Source organism: Pseudobacter ginsenosidimutans (assembly GCF_007970185.1).
Classification (GTDB): domain Bacteria; phylum Bacteroidota; class Bacteroidia; order Chitinophagales; family Chitinophagaceae; genus Pseudobacter; species Pseudobacter ginsenosidimutans.
Genome location: NZ_CP042431.1, coordinates 5,952,312 through 5,975,372, shown reverse-complemented (window position 1 = coordinate 5,975,372; position 23,061 = coordinate 5,952,312). Strand labels below are relative to the sequence as shown.

At 47.5% G+C, this 23,061-nt stretch carries 19 protein-coding genes; 11 read left to right on the top strand and 8 right to left on the bottom strand.

Annotated features, from left to right (window positions below):
• Nucleotides 1-551: 551 nt before the first annotated feature.
• The 5 genes from amaB (at nt 552) to FSB84_RS23525 (ending at nt 10,048) form a co-directional block, all read left to right on the top strand.
• Nucleotides 552-2,078, top strand: a complete 1,527-nt coding sequence (gene amaB / locus FSB84_RS23545; RefSeq protein ID WP_225979873.1) for an L-piperidine-6-carboxylate dehydrogenase — start codon at nt 552-554, stop codon at nt 2,076-2,078.
• A 318-nt stretch (nt 2,079-2,396) separates the two neighbouring features.
• Nucleotides 2,397-3,965, top strand: a complete 1,569-nt coding sequence (locus FSB84_RS23540; protein ID WP_130540307.1) for an OmpA family protein — start codon at nt 2,397-2,399, stop codon at nt 3,963-3,965.
• Nucleotides 3,966-4,436: 471 nt separating this feature from the next.
• Nucleotides 4,437-6,137 carry a S8 family peptidase gene (locus FSB84_RS23535; RefSeq protein WP_130540306.1) on the top strand — a complete coding sequence of 567 codons (1,701 nt, stop codon included), beginning with the start codon at nt 4,437-4,439 and terminating at the stop codon, nt 6,135-6,137.
• A gap of 129 nt (nt 6,138-6,266) precedes the next feature.
• Nucleotides 6,267-9,215 (top strand): hypothetical protein, encoded by a 2,949-nt coding sequence (locus FSB84_RS23530; RefSeq protein ID WP_130540305.1) that lies wholly within the window; start codon nt 6,267-6,269, stop codon nt 9,213-9,215.
• A gap of 53 nt (nt 9,216-9,268) precedes the next feature.
• The gene (locus FSB84_RS23525; RefSeq protein ID WP_158644085.1) at nt 9,269-10,048 is read left to right on the top strand and encodes a DinB family protein; all 780 of its coding nucleotides are present in this window, start codon (nt 9,269-9,271) and stop codon (nt 10,046-10,048) included.
• Nucleotides 10,049-10,101: 53 nt separating this feature from the next.
• Here the strand turns inward: FSB84_RS23525 and FSB84_RS23520 are convergent, their stop codons facing one another.
• Together FSB84_RS23520 and FSB84_RS23515 are read right to left on the bottom strand one after the other, a co-directional pair.
• Nucleotides 10,102-10,872 carry a Rossmann-like and DUF2520 domain-containing protein gene (locus FSB84_RS23520; RefSeq protein WP_130540303.1) on the bottom strand — a complete coding sequence of 257 codons (771 nt, stop codon included), beginning with the start codon at nt 10,870-10,872 and terminating at the stop codon, nt 10,102-10,104.
• A 17-nt stretch (nt 10,873-10,889) separates the two neighbouring features.
• Nucleotides 10,890-11,546 carry a protein-L-isoaspartate(D-aspartate) O-methyltransferase gene (locus FSB84_RS23515; protein ID WP_130540302.1) on the bottom strand — a complete coding sequence of 219 codons (657 nt, stop codon included), beginning with the start codon at nt 11,544-11,546 and terminating at the stop codon, nt 10,890-10,892.
• Nucleotides 11,547-11,635: 89 nt separating this feature from the next.
• Here FSB84_RS23515 and FSB84_RS23510 point away from each other — a divergent pair, with 89 nt between their 5' ends.
• The gene (locus tag FSB84_RS23510) at nt 11,636-12,094 is read left to right on the top strand and encodes a hypothetical protein (protein WP_130540301.1); all 459 of its coding nucleotides are present in this window, start codon (nt 11,636-11,638) and stop codon (nt 12,092-12,094) included.
• A gap of 64 nt (nt 12,095-12,158) precedes the next feature.
• Here the strand turns inward: FSB84_RS23510 and FSB84_RS23505 are convergent, their stop codons facing one another.
• Nucleotides 12,159-12,761 carry a TlpA family protein disulfide reductase gene (locus FSB84_RS23505; RefSeq protein ID WP_147122325.1) on the bottom strand — a complete coding sequence of 201 codons (603 nt, stop codon included), beginning with the start codon at nt 12,759-12,761 and terminating at the stop codon, nt 12,159-12,161.
• A 53-nt stretch (nt 12,762-12,814) separates the two neighbouring features.
• The gene (locus FSB84_RS23500; RefSeq protein WP_158644084.1) at nt 12,815-13,321 is read right to left on the bottom strand and encodes a hypothetical protein; all 507 of its coding nucleotides are present in this window, start codon (nt 13,319-13,321) and stop codon (nt 12,815-12,817) included.
• 227 nt (nt 13,322-13,548) lie between these two features.
• On the opposite strand from FSB84_RS23500, the gene FSB84_RS23495 reads away from it, so the two are divergent.
• The 5 genes from FSB84_RS23495 (at nt 13,549) to FSB84_RS23475 (ending at nt 18,555) form a co-directional block, all read left to right on the top strand.
• Nucleotides 13,549-14,670, top strand: a complete 1,122-nt coding sequence (locus tag FSB84_RS23495; RefSeq protein WP_130540299.1) for a sensor histidine kinase — start codon at nt 13,549-13,551, stop codon at nt 14,668-14,670.
• Nucleotides 14,667-15,407 (top strand): LytR/AlgR family response regulator transcription factor, encoded by a 741-nt coding sequence (locus FSB84_RS23490; protein WP_225979872.1) that lies wholly within the window; start codon nt 14,667-14,669, stop codon nt 15,405-15,407. Before FSB84_RS23495 ends, FSB84_RS23490 begins: the two co-directional genes overlap by 4 nt.
• Nucleotides 15,408-15,516: 109 nt before the next feature.
• A complete protein-coding gene (locus FSB84_RS23485) occupies nt 15,517-16,116 on the top strand; it encodes an RNA polymerase sigma factor (protein WP_130540298.1) in 600 nt (199 codons plus the stop codon).
• 148 nt (nt 16,117-16,264) lie between these two features.
• Entirely contained in the window at nt 16,265-17,398 is a 1,134-nt protein-coding gene (locus FSB84_RS23480; RefSeq protein WP_147122320.1) for a Nal1-like putative serine protease, read from the top strand.
• Nucleotides 17,362-18,555, top strand: a complete 1,194-nt coding sequence (locus FSB84_RS23475; protein WP_147122318.1) for a phospholipase C/P1 nuclease family protein — start codon at nt 17,362-17,364, stop codon at nt 18,553-18,555. The genes FSB84_RS23480 and FSB84_RS23475 overlap by 37 nt, the downstream gene beginning before the upstream one ends.
• Before the next feature lie 21 nt (nt 18,556-18,576).
• Here the strand turns inward: FSB84_RS23475 and FSB84_RS23470 are convergent, their stop codons facing one another.
• Genes FSB84_RS23470 through FSB84_RS23455 form a run of 4 tightly spaced genes read right to left on the bottom strand, consistent with a single transcriptional unit; the run spans nt 18,577 to nt 23,051 of the window.
• Complete coding sequence (locus FSB84_RS23470) at nt 18,577-18,942, bottom strand: hypothetical protein (RefSeq protein ID WP_147122316.1); 366 nt, start codon at nt 18,940-18,942, stop codon at nt 18,577-18,579.
• Nucleotides 18,943-18,979: 37 nt separating this feature from the next.
• Nucleotides 18,980-21,547 carry a S8 family serine peptidase gene (locus tag FSB84_RS23465; protein ID WP_158644083.1) on the bottom strand — a complete coding sequence of 856 codons (2,568 nt, stop codon included), beginning with the start codon at nt 21,545-21,547 and terminating at the stop codon, nt 18,980-18,982.
• A 60-nt stretch (nt 21,548-21,607) separates the two neighbouring features.
• Nucleotides 21,608-22,408, bottom strand: coding sequence for a DUF2306 domain-containing protein (locus tag FSB84_RS23460; protein WP_130540294.1), 801 nt, complete (start codon nt 22,406-22,408; stop codon nt 21,608-21,610).
• Between the two features lie 58 nt (nt 22,409-22,466).
• Nucleotides 22,467-23,051, bottom strand: coding sequence for a Crp/Fnr family transcriptional regulator (locus FSB84_RS23455; protein ID WP_130540293.1), 585 nt, complete (start codon nt 23,049-23,051; stop codon nt 22,467-22,469).
• Nucleotides 23,052-23,061 lie beyond the last annotated feature (10 nt).

Below are 23,061 nucleotides of genomic sequence, written 5' to 3'. Positions count from 1 at the left end.
ATCCATTATAAACAGATTTTAGATTTCTATTTCAACTCCCATTTTCCTTCCAATTTCAATTTCAAGTCCAATCAAAATTCCATTTCATTACTGTTTTCAATACGGCATCATTGCTTTTCTTGACTGCTGTATTGTTAGCATGTTACTTTTCAATTCAAGAGCCTGTTAGCTCAGGCATCCACTGCACCTGCTTACTTCCGCTGCTGCACAGAGGACAACCCTCCCCTCCCCCCAATCCATCGTGATGGGATGCATTGCCGGGTGATCAAAAAATGATGCATCCTTGAGGTGCCAGGGCCCGTGCGGGATATGTGAAGGCGGGCCTACGAAACGTAAGCGAAGAAGCCTGGCTATGCACCACTGTCCCATCAAACTACCCACAGCCCATCAAAACCACATAAGCGTTGGTTCGTTTCGTCAGCCACCCTTCACATATCCCCACGGGCCACCAAGATCACAACAATGATTATCGTCACTTAACATCCATCAATCAACCCAGAACAACCACCACAAAGATTTATCGTAAATTCGCCCTCTTAAATGCATTCCTCATGATGGATTTTCTTTCCTCTCTCAAAATACAGGCAGAGAATGCCGGCGCAGCCACTGGCCAGCAATGGCTCAAAGCCGGTGGTGAAATGATCAGTTCTTATTCCCCGGTGGATGGCAAACTGATCGGATCTGTGAAAGCTGCCGACAAGCAGAACTATGAAGAAGTGATCGCGAAAGCGCAATCCGCTTTCCTGGAATGGCGCAGCTGGCCGGCTCCCAGGCGTGGTGAAGTGGTCCGCCAGATCGGTGAAGCGCTGCGTGCTTACAAGGAGCCCCTGGGCAAGCTCGTTTCCTATGAAATGGGTAAGAGCCTGCAGGAAGGTTATGGTGAAGTACAGGAAATGATCGATATATGTGATTTTGCGGTTGGGCTTAGCCGTCAGTTGCATGGATTCACCATGCACAGCGAGCGTCCCGGTCACAGGATGTATGAGCAATACCATCCTCTTGGGTTGGTGGGCATCATCTCCGCTTTCAATTTCCCCGTGGCTGTATGGAGCTGGAACACGATGCTGGCCTGGGTTTGTGGCGATGTTTGTATCTGGAAGCCATCCGAGAAAACACCGTTGTGCGCTATCGCCTGTCAGCATATCATTGCAGAGGTTTTTGCGAAGAATAATGTGCCTGAAGGCGTTTGTGGACTGGTAGTGGGCGGTCGGGAAGTAGGCGAATGGATGAGTAACGATACCCGTATCCCTCTGGTATCAGCTACTGGTTCTACCCGTATGGGCAAGGCTGTGGGTGCTGCTCTGGGTGCCAGACTTGGAAGGGCGCTGCTGGAACTGGGAGGCAACAATGCCATCATCATTTCAAGGGATGCCGACATTGATATCGCCATTCGCGGAGCCGTATTTGGTGCGGTGGGAACAGCAGGGCAACGTTGCACCACCACCCGCAGGCTGATTGTTCATGAATCCGTGTACGATGCCGTGAAATCCAAACTGGTAGCTGCTTACAAACAACTGGTGATCGGTGATCCCCTCAATGAGAAGAACCATGTAGGACCTTTGATAGATAAGGATGCCGTTAAAATGTATCTTTCGGCTATAGAAGCCTGTAAGAAAGAGGGTGGCAGCTTTATTGTGGAAGGCGGTGTTCTGGAAGGTGCAGGATTTGAAAGCGGCTGCTATGTGAAGCCAGCTATCGCCGAGGCGCAACCGCAGTATGCCATTGTGCAGCATGAGACCTTCGCTCCCATCCTCTACTTATTAAAATATTCAACCATGGAAGAGGCCATCGCTATCCAGAATGGCGTGCCCCAGGGATTGAGCTCCAGTATCATGACCCTCAACCTTCGCGAAGCAGAACAATTCCTTTCTGCAGCAGGAAGTGATTGCGGTATTGCCAACGTGAATATCGGAACATCAGGAGCTGAGATCGGAGGAGCTTTTGGAGGCGAAAAAGAAACAGGCGGTGGACGCGAAAGCGGAAGCGATGCATGGAAAGCCTATATGCGCAGACAAACCAATACCATCAATTATTCTACTCAATTGCCATTGGCACAGGGTATTAAGTTTGACATTTAAATAAATATACCGGGATACAAACCCTAACGCACAATCGATATACGCTTTTTATCGTTATTATGCGCCACGGACTGTATCCCGGTTCCTTTTTTTGATATATCTCACTTTCTTTCTCTTTCCTTCCAACTCACAAAATAAGATTGGCCTCCAAAGCGTTAGAGTGCATTGGAAATCCTATATCGGTTTGAAACGGCCAAACTATAATAACTAACCCCTGCCCTGTAAGGCAAAGTGCATGCCAAACACGAACATGCCAACAGTTTATTAGTCTGGAAGTTTTCTGTCGATCCTGACCTTATACAAGACAAAATTTTACAGATGAAAAAACTGTTTACACTGTTGTGTTTTACTGTGCTTGCTTCTGTATGTTTCGGCCAGCTCCGCCTGGCCTTAGCAGGAGGCCCCCATCAATCCAAGATCCTGGAGAGTAATAATCTCCCGGGCTGGACTGATCTCACCAAACCAGGTTATTCCGGACGCAGCGGATTCCACCTTGGTGTGCTGGCTGAGTTCCCGATCAGCGAAAACAAACGCTGGCATATTCAGCCCGGTATCTTTTATATGACCAAGGGAAGAAAATTCTCCCACACATATGATACCGCATCTGTTCAGACAGACAGCCTCTCCTACAAGCAGCAGTTCTCTCCCAATTACATCGACATCCCCGTGAATCTCACTTATAAGTTACCGTTAGGACGCAAGACCAGCTTCTTCGTCAGCGCGGGACCTTATATCGGTTTCTTCTATACAGGTAAGCAAAGAACCGAAACCCGAATCGTTGAACAGGATGATGTTGTTAAACTGAAAACAAACGAACAACCTATCGAATCAGGCAATGAGACCTGGAAGGTGAAGACCATCGATTACGGTGTGAATGCCAGGGCTGGACTTGAATTTGGCAATGTATTCGTATCCGGCTTCTTCAGCCAGGGCTTCAACGATTTTTATACTGCCCCCTACGAAGCCAAATTCAATAACCAGGTGATGGGCGCCACACTTGGCATCTGGCTCGGCAAAGCTCCGATCTTCGAAGGCAAACCAAAGGATAAGGACAATGATGGTATCATCGATAAGGACGATGCCTGCCCAACCGAGCCCGGTACACTCGCCGCAGGTGGTTGTCCTGACCGCGATGGTGATGGTGTTGCCGACAAGGTAGACCAGTGCCCGGATATTGCAGGACTGAGAAAATACGGTGGTTGTCCGCCGCCTGACCGCGATGGTGATGGTATTCCCGATGAGGAAGACAAATGCCCGGATGTTCCCGGCACACAGAAATACAGAGGTTGCCCCATCCCCGATACCGATCGTGATGGTGTGAACGATGAAGAAGATAAATGTCCAACCCTCGCCGGCAACAAAGAGAACAATGGTTGTCCGCTGCTCGATACAGATGGCGATGGCATCCCTGATAAAGAAGACAAATGCCCCACAGTCAGAGGTCCGAGATCCAACAAAGGCTGTCCTGAGCTGCAGAAAGAACTGATCGATAAAGTGAACTATGTGGCCAAGCAGATCTTCTTCGATAACGGCAGCGAAAGCCTCACTCCTTCCAGCAAAAAAGCGCTGGACGAAGTAGTGGCGATCATGAACAATAACCCGCACCTGGTAATGGCCATCGATGGTCACAGTGATAATACCGGTAATGCACAAAGGAACCTGAACCTGAGCGCCAAACGCGCCAACGCAGTGAAGTCTTACCTGGTGCAACGTGGTATCAACCAGCTCCGTCTCGATGCCAGCGGATTCGGTCAGACGAAACCGATAGCCGACAATAAAACGGAAGCAGGAAGAGCGAAGAACCGCCGTGTGGAACTCAGGCTGGCGAGCGACTGGGGCTATATCCGCCCATCCGCCAGCTGGAAGGCCAGTGCCGCCTCACGATAATTGTTTTCCCCTTTTTCGCCAACATAACTAAACCCAGGGCTGACCCGTAACAAGGTCAGCCCTTTTAGATTTCATTTCGCTGTGCCCGGTTGCTCGCCTCCCGGCGAGTGACGGCACCCCCCCGACTACACACCTGCAGCACTCCGACTACACTCTCACAGCACTCTGACTACACTCCCGCATACCTCCGGCAGCCATTCTTCCCCGGTAAACAGGCAACCCTTGGTGCACTCCGCATACACCCGGCATTCGGAACAAACTGAAACTGTGGCATTTCTACTCAATCAAATTGCCATTCATGTAGTTTGAAGGCAGGGTGAAGCCGAATTGCATAATTTTAAGCACATTCAGGCCCTCTGCCTGTTGAAAAATAACGTTAAACTAGAGCAAAAAATGGGGATATTTGCCCCTTTGTGCAAACGGATCCGTGCTAATTTCCATCTGTTTGCATAGCTAATAAAACAATTACAAATGATGAAATTGGGAAAGACTATGGGGCTTACTTCAGCCCTCGTGATCACTGGTATGCTTGCCATGGCACAACAACAGGAAGGAGCCAAACAAGGTTCCGTACCCAAAGGCTGGCATCTGCTGGACAAAGCCAAAGATGGCTACAGTGGTATCAGCCTCGATAAAGCCTATGAATTCGTAAAATCAAAGAACATCAAAGGCAAAACGGTAGTTGTTGCAGTAATCGACTCCGGTATCGATACCCTTCATGAAGACTTGAAATCCGTTCTCTGGGTGAATCCCAAAGAGATCCCCGGCAACGGCATCGATGACGACAAGAACGGTTATGTGGATGATGTACATGGATGGAACTTCATCGGCGGAAAAGACGGTCGCAATCTGAAACAAGACAGCTACGAAGGCGCCCGCGTTTACCACAAATACAAAAGCAAATTCGAGAACGCAGATCCTGCTACCCTCACCGGTGATGATGCTATAACCTACGAGATGTGGGCCAAAGCAAAAGCCAGGATCGACAGCGATGGCGGCAGCGGTGCAGACCTGTTCATGCTCAAAACTGCCCTCAGGAACGCAGAGAAAAGCGACAGCGTTATCCGTGTTGCCATGAAGAAAGATGTTTATACCGGCAATGACCTGGACACTTTCACTGCTGTTTCACAGGCTGAGAAAAATGCCAAGGCAGGCTTCCTCTATCTCTTCCGCGCCAACAAAATGATGGAAACCACCAACAAGGAATTCATCGAAGGCTTTGGAGAATATGTAGGCATGGAATCCAAAAAAGCTGAAGCAAAAGATAAAGCTCCTGAAAACTTCCGCGCTGCCATCACCGGCGATAACGAAGATGATATCAACGACAAATACTACGGTAACCCAGATGTGATGGCCAACACGCCTTTCCACGGAACGCACGTGGCCGGCATCATCGGCGCAGTTCGTAACAACGGCATCGGAATGGATGGCGTTGCAGACAATGTCCGCATCATGGCCGTTCGCGCAGTACCTGACGGTGATGAGCACGATAAAGATATTGCCCTTGCTATCCGCTATGCAGTAGACAACGGCGCACAGATCATCAACATGAGCTTCGGCAAAGACTACTCTCCCCAGAAGAAATGGGTTGACGAAGCCGTTCAATACGCTGCCAGCAAAGGTGTGCTGCTGGTGCATGCAGCAGGTAACGACGCCAAGAACGTAGATGTTAAGGACAATTTCCCCAGCCCTATTTACCGCGACAGTTCAGGTAAAGCTTCAAACTGGATCACTGTTGGCGCCAGCGGCGACGCAGCTGCAGGCGGCCTTACTGCTTCTTTTTCCAACTACGGTAAAAAAGAAGTGGACGTATTTGCACCCGGCGTGAAGATCTACTCCACCATCCCCGGCGGCAACACTTACGGTGATGCTCAGGGTACCAGTATGGCTTCTCCTGTAGTGGCCGGTACTGCTGCTTTCCTGAAGTCTTATTTCCCTAAGCTCAGCCCTCAGCAGATCAAATATTGCATCGAAAAGTCAGCACAGGTTCCAACAGAGCAGGTGAGAAAACCAGGTACAGACGAAATGGTTCCCATGAACGAACTGGCTGTAACCGGCGGTGTGATCAATGTGTATGAAGCGGCTAAGATCGCTTCTACCCTTCAGGGTGGCAAAGTTCCTGAGAAGAAAAAATCCTCAGTGAAACCAACCATGAAGAATAAGAAAGGTTGATCTGACGAAATATATTGTATCGAAAAAGGTGTTCCGGCTACAGCTGGGACACCTTTTTCTTTTATTAGGTATGCCCTGCCACTGTTGCAGCTTTCAGACAGAAAGTATGCAATATACTTTTGTGTGCATATGGTAAATCAACTTGCAACCCTCGTGGAGCAGTTCGCCAATTATGGAATCACAGGCGATGGCTTCCCCGAAATCATTCAGCTCAAATTTTGTTTTGAAGAAGATCATGCGCCTTTAGGTGCAACTGATCCGCTTATACTGGTTTTCGTGGAATGGCGACTGTTAGAGAGTGGCACAACCTCTGCCGGCGACACTGCATTACGTGCAAGCCTGCAACAATACCGCGATGACCTGACCCTGGCAGGATTCAAGGCTCGCTTCATCAGTGCAAAATTGTACGACGGTCCTGTTCAGAAAGATGGACAGATCATACTGGCCCTTCGCAGGTTCGTACGCTTCGTATACGATGATTTCAATCTAATGAAAGGACTCGTGCTCATCGGCAGGTTTCCCGATGCCGCCATCGTGCGAAGGGTTACCTGGGCACCGGGATTTGTACAACCCAGACAACTGGCCCTGCAGACCGGCATCATGTGTGAACGTGCTGACCATATTCTTGGTGATATGTTCGGCAACTGGGAAGAGCTTTACGTCCAAAATGATTTTTGGATGGACGATATAGCCGCTCTCCCCGATGCTGACACCTCGGCGAGAGGATGGTATGCAGGCGAAGATGTGATAGACTGTGAATTCACGTCCAGCTCCTTTGAAATCAAACGTGAAGGACCATTCAGGGATGTGTTCTTCATTGACGATCCCATCTACTCCATGGAAAAATCGGAATCCTTCCTGCGAATCCGGCTACATCAAAATGAGCGGAACAGGGAGATCAGTGCAGTTGATTACAATTACCCAAACATAATGGCAAAGCCTGAGCTGGCTGTGTGCCGCATCAACGCATGGCATGCAGCTGTGAATCCGCATCCATCCTTCACCGGCAGTGATGGTAACCGTTTCCTCGATGCCAATGGCCTTCCCGTTACCGTTACCAGTGCAACGCCCTTGTTTGGTGGTTTGCAGGAAGACAATCTTTTTACCTGGCATGATAGTGAATTGGAAAAAGAGTTGCTGGTTTCCTACTTCAAAAGGAACCACAGTTTCCGAATGGGCGCTTTTGCAACGCAATCCTGGAGAGCGGCGATTATTTCGGGATCAACGGACTTCAATACCGCGTATTATGAAAAATTCATCAACAACGCAGCAACTGATTTCAAACCAACACTGAAAGTGAATAATGCCAACCTGCTGCAATATGTTGATTTCCTGAAAACACCGGCAGTATTGAAATACATCCTTTCCCATTCTTTCAACCGCTGCTCCTGGTTCAACGCTGCCGGCTACACGAATACTCAGCTGGAAACTGCTGTTGGTGGAACGCCTTTCCGCTGGACCTACGAGAACGGGGCTTATACGCCCAATTTCAAGACAAAGGACAGCGCTGCCGACATGTTCGTGTACAGGCCACTCTGGCAATACAAACAATTTGAAAATTCCGCTGGCAGCCTCGTAATCCACGGTGGTTGCAATGTGAACAGTATAGCCGAAGTATTCACGCACCGATACACGGAACATCATTACGGACATTGGCACAATGCTGAGGGCATCCTCTTTTTCACCAATTGTGTTGCCCTGATGGCCCGGGCAAAATTTTTCAATGACGCACCTGAAAGTTTTGCCCCCACATTCAGGAATGGCCCCACCACAACATTCGGTGATTGCTGGCTCAATTATTTTAAAACCGAGTCCGGTACAGCTGCACTCGCTCATATGAATGTGGGCAGGAAACGTGCTTATTTCTGGGGGATCTGTGGCGACTGGACCCTCCGCCTGCGCAACCGTAACGGCATCGGCATCTTTGTTTCAGAGCCGGCGATGAAGCCACTGTCGATTGTACCTGATCATTCCATGATCGGCAACTGGCTGTACAATATAAATGATCAGCACATCGCAGGTACTGGAGATCTCGATGGGGATGGCGTAGACGAGATACTTATACGATCTGCAACCGGCCTTGCCATCGTAAAATACTATCATGGCAAATTCAAGCTGCTGAGCCGTCTGGCACATGGCAGCAACGCCGGCACCTGGACACTTGGCGTCACCGACCCCATTTTCGGCGTTGCTGATTTTATAAGGCAGGCACAAAAAGATATGCTGGTGTGGAACAGCTCAGGCTTAGCGGTACTGGGATTGCAAAACGGAGTTCTCACCACGATAGCACATTACTACAATAATCACCCTATCGGCAACTGGAGTGTAAATACAAACCATAACCGATATGCCGGCAAAGGTGTATTCGGCAGTGAGTCAGGAACAGGTATCGTGGTGATGGGCGCCGATGGCCTTATCATACTTTCATTGATGAAAAACCAGTCCCTTTGCATGGTGCCATCCGGCAGCGCTATCGGCGCCTGGACACTGGATACCGCTCCGGGGAAAGATGCCGTAAAACTGATCGCAGATCTCGACGGAGATGGCATCGATGAGATTGTACTCGCTTCCGCAGATAAGACCGGCATCTTCCGGCTTACTAACGGTCAGCTACAACCTATTGGCATTTATCCCAACGGCAAATTGGTGGGAAGCTATCCCATGCAGAGCAGTCATACTTTCATTGCAGATCATTATTTCAGTGCCGCTTCAAAAGCCATTCTTGTGAATGATGGAACAGGCCTTCGTTTCCTGGCCCTGGTTGATGGCGTATTAAAGCTCCGTTATTCCATTGGCCGTTCACGAATCGATGGATGGCTGGTAGAGCCTGCCTTCAATACCGTACAGCAGGCAGGACAACTCCATCCTGATCAGCCTGGAGCTGTGTTCATCATCCGGAGCGGATGGGGTATCGGTTTGATGGGTTTTGACGAAAACATGCAGCCGAGGTGCTATACCGGCCATGCATTTGGTGCGCAGCTGGGAGATTGGGACCTTCAGCCCGGTAACAAAGTGCAGGCTGCAGGCAGGTTATGGGAAGGTCAGACCAAACCTGTATTGTTGGTAACAGGCGGATAATATTTACACTGATTGATCAACCATTTATTTCCGTAGCTTTAAAAGAAAAGCGCATGATCAACAGGGAGAATTTAGCCATTCCTCCTTCCATGGAAGGATATGTAAATCGTGTCAAAGAAAAAGATCCGGCAAAAGCCGTTTCCCGCAATACCAAAGCATTCCGCAAACTGCTCAAAAATATTCCCGGCAAAAAAGCCGATTACGCCTACGCTCCAGGCAAATGGACACTCAAGGAAATGTTGCAGCATATTATCGATGCAGAGCGGGTCTTCGCTTTCCGCGCCCTGCATATCGCACGCAAGGATATCAATCCTCTTCCCGGTTTCGACGAGAACTCCTGGGCTGACAATTCCAAAGCCAATACGAGAAAATGGAAAGATCTCATCGAGGAATTCTTTACAGTGCGTAATGCCAATGAAATGCTTTTTTCCACCCTGGATGACCAGCAGCTCCAGCATGCAGGTGTTGCCAATAACAGTCAGGTAAGCGTGGCTACCCTTGCTTTTGTAACGGCAGGCCACCTGGACCATCATATGAATATAATCCTCACCAGGTATCTGCAGCCCTATCCTGCTGCGCTTGATAAGAGCGCCACCAAAAGCAGGAAGAAAGCAGGAAAAAAGAAAGCTGAAATTCAGAAAAAAACTACAAAGAAGAATACAGCCAAAGCTTCCAAAACCAAAACCGATGTACTGAAAAAAGATGTTGGCTTTATCACACCGGGCAAAGCAGTAAAAGGAAAATCTGTGAAAGCAAAGGGCTCCGGCAAAAAGGAAGGAACAGTTACAACAAAAAAGAAAAACGCTCCTTTGAAATCAGCAAAGAAGAAATAACTCAGTGTGTGCCCAGTCGCTCGCCGGGAGGCGAGCGACTGCCAGCTGCGAAATTATTTTCTGTACATTTTTTCTATACTGGAACTGAATGCAGCGTACAATTGCTGCAGCTCCGGAAAATCCTGCAATAACTCCAGGTGCTTGCCGATAGTGCTTTGATCATTGCGGACCGCCGGTCCGGTCTGTACTTCATGGGGAGACACATGTTGAATCCTATTGGCCACTTCACTGATCAGCGGCAATAACATCCTGAAATCCACATTCTCTTTATTACAATAAGATTCCGCCAGGGCATACAGATGATTGGTGAAATTGCTCACCACCACTGCTGCAACGTGCAGGTGTAAGCGCTGTTCATCCGTTGCCGTCTGCACCTGCATGGAAACCGTCATGGCTATGTCTTTCAGCCAGGCTGTTTTTTCAGCAGTGTTGGCATCTACCAGGAAAGGAATATCCGTTACATGATCAAGTTCTGCACGAAGGCTTTGCAGCGGATAGAGCACACCGTAATTTTTGCTGCTGTGCTTCAGCACTTCGCGCGATACTGAACCCGCAGTATGCACCAGCAGTTTATCGCCCAGTTGCAACGAAGCGGCAATAGCAGGTACAGCATTGTCGGAAACTGCAATAATGTACAGGTCCGCATCTTTGCTCAGCAATGCCAGATCGCTGACTGGTTCTGCATTGCAGCGTTTGGCCAATGCTACGGCCTTTGCCCTGTCACGACCATACACCTGCACAATGGTATGACCTTCCTCTCCAAACAGGAGACTCAGCGCGGTGGCTACATTGCCGGTACCGATAATGACCAGTGTGTATCGCATGTATTATTGAATAACGGTTATCCGTTCTTACCATCCAGCATGGGAACAAAGGAAAAGTTCTCGAACAATTCCTCCTGCACGCTGCCGTCTGATTTTTTGGTCAGCCTCTTCATCCGCTGGATATCGCCCGCACCTACCGGTATCACCATCTTTCCACCGGGTTTCAGTTGTTCTATCAGTTTTGGGGGAATGTATGGCGCTGCTGCCGTAACGATCACTTTATCGAAAGGGCCATAGGTTGGCAGTCCTTCATAGCCATCGCCATAAAAATATTTGATACCGGGATATCGCTTCCGCAGTTCAAATTTCTTGTGCACTTCAAACAATTTCTTTTGTCGTTCGATAGTGAATACCTGCACCTGCATCTCCGCCAGCACCATGCTCTGGTATCCGCTGCCGGTGCCGATCTCCAGTACCTTCTCAAACGTGCGGAGGTCCAGGAGCTGTGTCTGGTACGCTACTGTGTAGGGCTGAGAAATGGTCTGATCCGCTTCGATAGGGAAAGCCCTGTCTTCATACGCTACCTTGTCAAATGCCGAGTCGAGAAAATAATGCCGGGGGATATTATTGATCGCCGCCAGCACGCGTTCATCCGTAATGCCTTTAGTCCGCAATAATTCCACCAATTGCTTCCGTAATCCCTTGTGCCTGTATGAATCTTCGTAGGTTCTCATCGCCCGCAAGTTATATAAAAAATGAGCAGGCTGTTATCCGGCCCTGTGCAATTTCAATTTGTTATTTATGTTTGATATTTGTATGAGTTATGGATGAAAGAATAGCATATAAGCAACAATTGAAACAATTCGGTGAGCAGGTTATTACTCAACGTATTGCAATCACAATTCAGGCCATGAACGAAGCACAGGCCGCTGCCAACCAGGAAGAGAAAAGTTCCGCAGGCGATAAATACGAAACCTCCAGGGCTATGAGCCACCTGGAAAAGGACATGCATGCGCGGCAATTGCTGGCGCATCAGCAGGACCTGAATGCATTGCGCGCCATCAATGTTTCCATTATTCTCGATTCTCCATTACCGGGAGCTTTCATCCGCACGGCTACCATATCTTTCTTCATAGCTGCCGGGCTGGGGCAGCAATCAGTGAATGGGGAAACAATTGTATTCCTCTCCCCCATCTCCCCACTCGCAAAATCATTGATGCAAAAAAAGTCAGGCGATGAATTCGAATTCAAAGGGAAAAATAGAATAATGGAATTGTATTAGTTCCTGTAAAAAAAATGCCGCCTGCATATTGCAGACGGCAGCACTAAAACACAACAAGCAATTTCTATTTCGAAAACGCTTCTTTCAGTTTCGCTTCCAGATCGGTTGAATAACCTGTATAGCTCTGAACGATCTTCCCTTCCCTGTCTATCAGATACAGTGTAGGAATACCGCTGAACAGGAACTTGTCCATTGTTTTATTTTTGTCCGGGCTGAGTGTTTGAGCCCATGGCATTTGTTCATCGTCCATCGCTTTGATCCAGGCTTTGCGGTCTGTATCGATACTGATGCTGAGAACATCGAAACCTTTCTCTTTGTACAGATCATACAACGCACGAACCTTCGGGATGGCCTGGCGGCAGGGCCCGCACCAGCTTGCCCAGAAATCGATGAGCAGGTACTTGCCTTTATAATCGGCTGTGCCGATATTCTTTCCATTTACATCAGGATAGCTCACAACCGGAACAGGCATACCAGGCTTCAGCAATTTGGCCTGCGCGATATTGTCCTCCACTTTTTTCTTATGCTCGGCAATCTCTGTGAACCAGGGATATTTTGCCTTGAGATTGGTGAGTATAGGCATGATGAAGTCCTGGTTCTTTTCCCAGTTCAGCATCTTGATGCCTGCGAGGGCAACGGGCCTGTCCTGGTACGCACGGATCAGCACTTTGAGCCGGTCGCGGAAATCGTCTCCCAGTGTCCTGTACGGATCGAGCCCTTTCAGATAAGCGCTCCAGTAGTATCTGTGGATTTACCGGCATAATACATTTCCTTGCTCACAGCGATCATCGTTTGGTAATCGCGGTAAACGATATGGTTCAGCAGGTTGAGGAACTGGTTATCGGCAGATCCTTCGATGAAGATATAGGGATTGTTCTTGATCTTCATTTTGGCGGTATCATAGCCGCGGCAGTTGATGGTGGCGTCTGCATCGCCCCAGACCGTGATGCGGTCCCATTTCAGGATCTCCAGGTCATAGAACCTGGGCCTGCTGGCATCTACCGTGAACTGCCATTTGCCATCCTCCTTCACTACAACGGAGTCGATGGCTTTGTACTCCCTTCCATCCCTGAAACCGATCCAGACCTTGTTGTTTGCGGCATATTTCTCGGGATTGAGGAACTGTACCTGTCCCTTTATCACGATGTTCTTCTTTTTTGCTTTGGTCTGGGCCCCAGCTGTTGCCGCAGCAGTAAGGGCTAAAGCGAATACAAAAAATTTCTTCATTGGAGTAAATGCATTTAAATTGGATCGAAAGGTAATGGTGAATCGGTCCGCATTCCCGGCCATTACACCAATTACGGATTCCGGTTGACCAACTACTGCCGCAGGCCTCCAAAAGATGTAAAGCATTTTCCCGGTTTCATCCTTCGTTTGCTGCAACTGGTCATACAATCAGGCAACAGAACTATATTTTTGCAAACTTCATAGACAGAGAAAAGATGAATTAACTGATGACAGTGGAATTATTCAAAAGACCTTCGGTTTCTTTCCTGGTACACCTGCTTGCCTGGGAAGCTCTTTATTTTATCATGGGACTGCCCACCATACTGGCGGCGCAATATAAGAACTGGGACAATTTCTTTTTCAATTACGGACTGTTGGGAATAGTGAACTTCCTGCTTTTTTACGGATGCGCTTTCTGGCTCATCCCTGCCCTCTTCATCAAAAAAAAGAAAACACTATTACTGGTGATCATATGCATTGCGCTGGCATTCCTGTTCACCATCGTAAAGCAAAAACTGGAAATCTGGAATTTTCAAATCAGGTTTACCGAAATAAAGGCTATGATGGAGGCGCAGCCCGTTACTGAAACACCACCGCCAGTGAAGGTCAACCGTGCATTCCCTGCCATACCCATGAGCCCGATGCCGCTCCCCGCTTATCTCAGGGCCTATATCTGGTTCAGTTTCCTGATCATCATCATTGCGTTCGCTTACCGCCTGCTATTGGTTTGGTACGGTCATGAAAAAGTGCGTAAAGATTTAGAGAACCAGAAATTACAGGCGGAGTTGTCTTTTCTCAAAATGCAGATCAATCCGCATTTCCTCTTCAATGCGCTCAACAATATTTACAGCATGGCCGTTTTGGAAAGGGCACAGAAAACCGGCAACGGCATCATGAAGCTCTCCGAAATGATCCGCTACATGCTATATGAAAAAGAAGATGAACAGTATCGTGTAACGCTGGACAAGGAGATCACCCATATCAATAACTATATCGATCTGCAGAAGCTGCGCTATGAAGGCGATCTCTACCTGCACTTCACCATCGAAGGCAATGTTGCCGGCAAGAAGATCCCGCCACTGCTGCTTTTCCCGCTGATCGAAAATGCCTGCAAGCACGGCATCCTGCAGGACCCCAACAGACCTGTAACCATACAGATGACTGTTACAGATAAAAAACTGTCTTTTTCGATCCATAATTTCAAACACGAGTTTCTCAAAGACCAGACCGGCGGAATCGGGCTGGTGAACGTGCAGAAGCGGCTGAGCCTGCTGTATCCGCAACAGGACCTCTTGCAAATACTGAACACCAGGAAGGAATTTCAAGTACAATTAGATTTACCTTTATGAGCCCAACAAATGAGATAAGGATGCTGAACTGCCTGGTGATAGACGATGAGCCACTGGCCATTAAACTGCTGGAAGACCATATCAGCCGTGTGCCCTTCCTGAAACTGGCAGGCGTGAATACGAATCCGCTGGAAGCCCTGATACAGTTCAATCAGCAGCCTGTTGACCTTATCTTTCTCGATATCCAGATGCCGCAGCTCAATGGCGTGCAATTCATGCAACTGCTGCAGAATCGCGCGCAGGTGATCATCACATCCGCCTTCCAGGAATATGCTTTCGATGGATTCGAATACAATGTGGTGGACTATCTGCTGAAGCCTATCTCCTTTGAAAGATTCTATCGCGCCGTGGAAAAAGCCTGGAAGATCGCCAACCCTACAGACAGGCTGCCGGCCACGCCGGACCTGTATCCTGGCACAGGCGGTTACATTTTTGTAAAAGTGGAAACGAAAATGGTAAGAGTGGAACTGGATGACATTTTGTATGTGGAAGGATTGAAGAATTATCTTTCCATTCACACCCGCGCCCAGCGCATCATCACTTTGCAAAGCATGAAACAATTGGAAGAGGCATTGCCTCCCAATCGTTTCCTGCGTGTACACAAATCCTACCTGGTAGCGATGGATAAGATCAATTCAGTGGAAAGGCAGGAGATCCATATCGGCAGCACCATCATTCCTGTGGGAAGCACTTATGCTGAGAACTTTTTCAAGCAGCTGAACAGGCTGAAAGCCTGATGAACAAAAGTTTTACGTTACACCTGTATTGATTAAGTTTACAGCCCATCACGATCTTGTCCGCCCATTAAACCACCTGTTTTCACACTCAAGTAAAACCGGATACGCATTGCAGCATGAACGTTCACATACGGTCAATGAAGCCCCCATGCCCCTGGACGAAGAACTGGTACAACAGCTCGCAGCAGGCAGCATGACTGCTTTCCAGTTGCTGTACAAAAGATACCAGCCACTGCTGCATCGTTATCTGCAGCCCTTCCGGATGGTGGAAGATCCCGATGAAGTGATACAGGACATTTTCCTCAAACTCTGGGCTAAACGGGAATCGCTTACAGCCGTTCGTTCCCTTCCTCAATATTTGTTCCGTATGGCCCGCAACAGGTTGCTGGACCTGCACAAGAGCAACCGCGCCAGGCAGGAGCGAGAAACCGCCACCAGCGCGGATCCTGAACCTTCCGGTATGAACCCGCTCGAAAGCAAGGAATTCTATGAATACGCGCTCCGCGCCATTGCACGCCTTCCGGAAAGGCAGCGCATCATTTATGAAATGAGTGTGTTCCAGGACAGATCCCTGGATGAGATTGCCGCAGCGCTTGGGCTTTCCAAATCCGTTGTGATCAAGCAGCTCTATCTCGCCAACAAAATGGTGAGAGGCGAAGTGAAGAAATTCAGCCATCTTTTCTTTTCCCTGCTCACTGTAATGCCCTGAGTACACCTTTAATAATGTTACCCGGGTATTAAGACCTCCAACATACCGGGAAAACACCCTTTCCCCGCGGACAAATTATGGCTATACTTGTATTGTCCTCATCACATCCTTCCCTGATTGAAGCCTCCCGTCCATTAAACCAACATCTATGTTCATCATCAACAAAAATGAAGTGTTATCGCCCGACAGGGATTTCAATGATCTGTCGCTTACAGACCTGATCCGGGCCAGGGAAATGTTCCATTTCCACCTGCTGAATAAAAAGAATGTTATCGCCACGGCAATTGGCAGGTACAGGATCAGGAAGACTGATCCCCTGCCCTGGGAAAAGACATATAATACTGTTTCGAATATGCCTAACCGTGGCCCCAAAACTTTGCAGAACTCGGAAGTAAGGCAGTATTCATGGCCCTGCATCCTCGTCTTTGTAAAAGAATGGATGAAAGATGAAGAGCTCAGTAAGTATGAGAACCTGAATGAGATCGTGCCGAAGAATGTGTATATGCCGGATGGCAAGATTGTTCCCATCTGCGTTGTTGAAGCTCCCAAAGATGGAAGAGTGGAAATCATTCCCATTGGCACTGAGATCACTTTCCCCAATAACCTGATCAGCGGCGGATTTCCGCTGATAGTGGAATCTCAGGGCGTACAGCGCATTGCCACCATCACCTGCATAGTAACAAATGGAAATAAATACTACGCTCTCACCAACAGGCATGTTGCCGGCGATGAAGGAACGGTGATCTATACACGATTAAAAGGAGTATTGACTCCTATCGGCAAAAGCAGCGGCAGGAATCTCGGGAATATGCCATTCGATGCAGTGTACCCCGAATGGAGCAGTAAGAACCTGTACATCAATTCCGATATTGGATTGATAGAGATAGATGATATCAGGATGTGGAGGACGGATGTTTTTGGCCTGGAGAAGATCGGCCAGTATGGCAAGCTTGCTGATCTCAATTCACAGAACTTTACACTGAAACTGATCGGCAGCCGCGTTGTTGGATTCGGTGCGGTATCAGGAAAAATGGAAGGAGAAATTGCAGCGCTCTTCTATCGTTTCAAATCAGTAGGCGGATATGAATATGCTTCTGATTTCCTGATCGGTCCAAGAACCGGCAGCGGTCAGCCCGGCATCGAAACCAAACAGGGGGATTCAGGCGCGCTTTGGTTGCTGGAAACAGAAGAGAGCAATGGCGATAAAAAAGAAAATACAAAGGTACTCATGCCCATTGCAGTGCAGTGGGTCAGCATACATTCATCGATGGCAATGGCGTAACCAAAGGAGCTTACGGACTGGCTACCTGTCTGAGCAATGTGCTCAGGGCATTGGAAGTGGACCTGGTCCGCGGCTGGAACCTCGACAATGATTATACCTGGGGGAAACTCGGACATTTCTCTATCGCTCATCTCGCCTGCCAGATGGTAAAGAATCAAAAACTAAAATCCCTGCTCCTGGCCAACCTTGAAGTGATCACTTTTGGTTACGATGATCTCAACATCAAAGACATCGACAGTGGCCTTAAAAGAATGAAACAGGAATTCGGGTTTGTACCCCTGGCCGATGTGCCGGACCTTGTCTGGAAAAGCAAAATTGCAGGGATCAAAAGAGGAAAGGAAAGTCCCAACCATTTTGCGGATATGGACAAAAAAGATTCAGATGGTAAAACCCTGCTTGACTATTGTAAAGGCAAGTATGATAATATGAAATTCCTGACGCCGGAAGAATGGTTGGGTTATTACACCGATCCGGCAGTAATGGATAAAAGCAAAGGTATCCTACCCTTCCGCATCTGGCAGTTCTTCGATGCCATGAAAGAATATGCAGAACTGGGAGATGCCACCGGCTTTGTAACAGCAGCGGGTATTTTATCGCACTATGTTGGCGATGCCTGCCAGCCTCTCCATATTTCTTACATGTTCGATGGTGAGCCTTTGCCAAACGGCACAAAAAAAGGGGAACATGTACACTCGATTTTCGAAACCACCATGATCAATAAGTTCATTGGAGACATACTACCGTTGGCGCGTACCCGCAGTAAGGAAACCGGTTTCAAAACCATCCTTCCCATTACAAAAGGAAAGGAAGCTGCCGGAGCAACAGTGGAAATGATGAAGAAAACATTCAAACTGGTGCCTCCGCGGAAGCTGGTGGATGTAGTATATAAGTTCAGGGATCAGCAGGGAATGGGCGATGCCGCCACTGCGGAAAAAATGTGGGAGAAAGTTGGCGCAGAAGCCATGGCGGAAATATTTGTATATGGCGCGTATTATCTCGCTTCCATCTGGGAAGGCGCATGGAAAGCGGGCAAAGGATCAACTCATGTTACCGAGCTGGACCTGGTGAACACAGATGATGTTGTTGCCTTATATGAAAGCCAGGATTTTATTCCCTCTGTAAATATCAAAGAGATAAAACAATATCTGAAGGAGTAGCTTACAATTGATGTAACCTGCTCAACAAGGCCTGTAATCAAACTGCGTTGCTAATATACTACCATAAAAAATACTGGTATAAATTCCGGGAAAGCTGGCCGATTTGGAATAAGCGATATTGGTATTACAGGTAAATGGCTGGGTTCCCGATAACCAGTCCACCAGCACATCGCCCTGCCTGTCTTTTAGGGTGACCTTGAAACCCGGATGTTTTGTTACCGATCGCTTATTCAACGACACAAATTGAAAGGCGATCGTTACCAGTCCTTCCGAAGTAATGGTTACTTTGATATCACGTGCTTCAAAATAGCCGGTAGCGGTCAATGTGCCAAAATTCCATATCACCCGCTCATCACCGGCATTCATTGGTTCAGGTTGCAGATCCATGGTACTGCAGCCTTCTGATTGTAAGTTTTTTCCATCATTAGTATGAAGAGGTTAATGATCTTGGAATAAGCGCAAGGCCGGGACTAAAATTATTGATCATCGTCCAGTTGACTCCGGGCCCCCACCAGCCTGCAAAAGTTTCTTTCATTTTCATTTCGCTCTGGCTTTTGGCTATACCACCTATTCCGGACAGGTTACCATGTGCAAAATAGCTTTTTTGAATATTGAATTCCAGTCCATCACCCAGAAGCCCGCCACTACCGGGTGTGAGCGATACTTCACATAAGGAATAACAATTCACTACTGCCGTTCTTCGGATATGACCAATCAGTCCTGCACCTGTTTTTGAAGATTTTATGTTACCCTCTGAATAACAATTACGGATATCCGAATTGACACAGTTGCCCACCAGGCCAGCCAAACCTTCTGAATTTTGTGTGCCGGCCAATTGCACATTCGCAAAACATTCTTCAAGCAAACTGCCTGAAGTATTGCCTGCAATCCCTCCGGCCCATTGCAAGGCATTTATCCGTGCCTGTACATGACATCTGCTTAATTGCGCCCGGTTAGTCCCTGCAATGCCGCCTCCGTAACGACCCACTTCAATTACTCCTTCAAAATAAGAGTTGAGGATCTGACCACCCATACAATTCCCGATGATGCCACCTACATTTTCATTGCCAGTGATTTTCCCTTCCACCTGCACATTATTGATGATGCCGCCTTCCATTACTGAAGCAAGGGCGCCTACATTTTCCCTGCCTTTAAGATCAACGCCACTAAGTTTCAGGTTTGAAATACTTGCATTGCGGCCAAGGCGAAGGAACAAGCCAGCAGGGTATGCGCTTTGATAGTCGAAGTTCACAATGGAATAACCCTGACCGTAGATAACACCATTAAAGGTTTTTTGAAATGGTTCCCTGTAATTGGGGTGTAACCCATGCCAGTCCAGATTATTCATGATCCTGAAATGCGCGTTCAGGTCTTCATCCCTGATGTTCATCAGCTGCTTGATATTTGCGATGGTATAAGCCGTTTCGAAACTTTTTCCATCGATGCCGGGGTCTCCGGAATTGGCATAAGGGGTTAACGATTCACGCATTCTTCCGTTAACAACCTGCTGACTGTATGGTGTACCATTGGCATCAAAGGTCTCCAATGGTTGAAAGATCGATTTGTAAATGTTCAGCCTGTTTCCCATCAGTACTTTATTCACCAGTTGGGGTATCCGGTCAGCTCCGCCATACAGCCTTTGTCTTACCGATAATACTTTCTCATTGGGATAAAGGCTTCGGATCATAGCAGCAGTTGCAGTAACAAGAGGCGCTGCCATGGAAGTGCCATTTTTCCATCCATATCCTCCGGGTATTGTTGAATAGATCGCTTCGCCCGGCGCCGCCAGGTGAGCTTCTGCTGCATGATAATTCGAAAAATAAGCGAGCTCGTCTTTGTGATTACTGGCAGATACAGAGATCACATTGGGTAACGTTGCAGGGTATACGCGGTATTGAAATATATCTTTTCCATCGTTGCCTGATGCTGCAACCACCACAATGTTTTTAGCTATTGTTGCTTTCACTTCATCCGCCAGTGACTGATTGAAGGAATAGGATCCGAGCGACATATTGATCACATCACATTTCATTTCGGCAGCATAGTTCAGGGCTTTCACCAGGGCCATATTGGAATGAGAAGTATCTTCCGTGGTTTTACAGATCAGTACTTTCACTCCGGGGAAGGCCCCGGTAACCCATGAAACGGAAGTAGGATTGGCTGTAATGATGCCTGTTACATGGGTGCCATGTCCTTTATTGTCTACCAGGCTCATATTATTGGAGGCAAAATTCCAACCGTGAATATCATCTTTGTATCCATTGCCATCATCATCTTTACCGTTGCCGGCAATTTCTTTTTCATTTACAAAAAGTGATGCGGTAAGTGCGGGATGATAGATATTGGCGCCTCCATCTATAACGCCCACCAGTACAGTAGTTTTTGTTTCTCTCCCATATTTGAAACGTGAAATGGCTTCAATCCCATCCGCATCCGCATCATAAGCGCCGGTAACCGAGTTGATGATGACGGCTTTGTTTTGCAGCCCCCATTGTGTAATATCTACCGGGCAGCCAAACTGGTTACTCTGGTTGAAATACAGGTAGTTCGGCTCTGAATACAGGAAAATAGTTGTATCGCTGAACCAGGTCTTCAGCCCTTTCAGGTCTACTAAATCATCACCATTAAATCTTATTGCATACAGATCCCTTTTGGTCAGACTGTCAAAGACAGTGAACTCATTTCCTGTTTCTTTTTTTATGAGATCCTTGAATTGATTAAGGTCATTCAGGGTTTTCCCCTTTTTCATTTTTACGAGCAATTCATTTGCCGGGTAGTACGAGGTACGCAGTATGGAGTCTCCCGTTCCTTTCAGGTATTCGTGAAATACCAGTATATCCTTTCCCTGATCTTTCCACAAAAATGCTTCACTGAATTTATCATCGGCATAATGCTGTTGATCTGTACGCTGCATGCCTTTTGGTACAGAGTGTGTATTACAGCTAAAGAAGATGAATGGGAAGATGAGCAGGAGGAAGGAAAAGATTTTCATGGAATAAGTTGATTTGGGGTTGTTAGACCTTAGTTCCAAATATACAAAACTCATCCAATATCAAATCCTCGGAAGCCACATTCCCATCATGGCACCTGCTGTACCTGCTGCAATGCCGATCGTAAGAACAAAAAGTAAAATCGAAAAAGCATATTTCTTATAGGACCATTTTGAGAATTTCGCTCTGAAGTATAAAGCCACTATCCCCTGTGGGAGAATATAAACAAATATTCCCAGTGCATACAGGAAGGGCCCGGTAAAGGTTTCCGGATCAAAACCCACAGGGGCCTGGTGAATAAGCATCCATAGCATGAAAAATACACGAAACAGCCAAACACCGCTCACTCCCAATAAAAGGTGTACTGCCCATTGGTTATGCAAATGGATCTTCCTTTGTATGGCATAGCGGATCGTAAAGTAAGCGCATACAATAATGATCAGCGCATTGATGGAGATTGTGATGGCGCTGAACAATCCTCCAACTGTTCCTCTTACCCAGGCGAGATACAAACCAGCAATACTGATCAGGAATGCTGAAAAAATATAGATCCTGCCGCTGATCCTGTGAAACCGGGGAGCTTTCCTCCGGAGCTGATCAATCAATTGCAGTGGTCCAAGGATGGTGATGATGGCGGCCAGGGCCACATGGACCCCAAAGATCAGATTCCCGGTAATATCGCCTTTAATGTAGAAATGAGGATTAACGGAATTCCATTTTTCCAGATTACCCAGGGCAGTAGATCTGTAATAGACCATCAGGATATACCAGGCGAACATCAACTGTCCCAGAAAAGTTACCACAAACCAAAATCGTGTAATATACTTAAGCAGGTGTAAGGCTGCAGATCGGGGTATTCTCATATCGTTGAAGTGATTGCTTAAAGTTAATTTCAACAATATGATTCCCACCTAACAATTGTTAAGAAATGATCTCTCGCCTGATCCTGCTAAGGCTTTCAGGTTTTATTCCAAGATAGGAAGCAATGAATTTAAGTGGAACATGTTTGATGATTTCCGGGGATCCTTTCATGAGTTTCACATACCGCTGTTCAGCTGTAAGCGTGGCCAGGTCATTCATCCGTTGCCTGTCTTCTTCCTGGATCTGCTCAAACAACCTGATGGTGTAGTCCTTTTGTGTTATGCTGGTTTTGGCTGTACGGTCTGCATCGGTTTTGGAGATCCGGAGTAATTCGCAATCCGTGATGCAATGGAGATATTCATGGGAGCTGGTCTGGTTCACAAAATGGTAATAGGAAGTAAAGAACCTGGGGCCATTGTTCAGGTCAACAGTTACCTCCTCCCCTTTATCATTGATATAAAACTTCCTCATGAATCCTGAGACTATGAAATTATGATTCACAGGGATCTTACCGGCTACTTCCAGCATGGTATCCCTGGCCACCCTTAAGGGCTTGAATGTTTCGCGGCATTGTGCTCTGTCGTGCTCAGGAATATCGATTATCAGGGAGATATAATCAAACAGTATATCGTGATAATGGTGCATGGATCGGGTT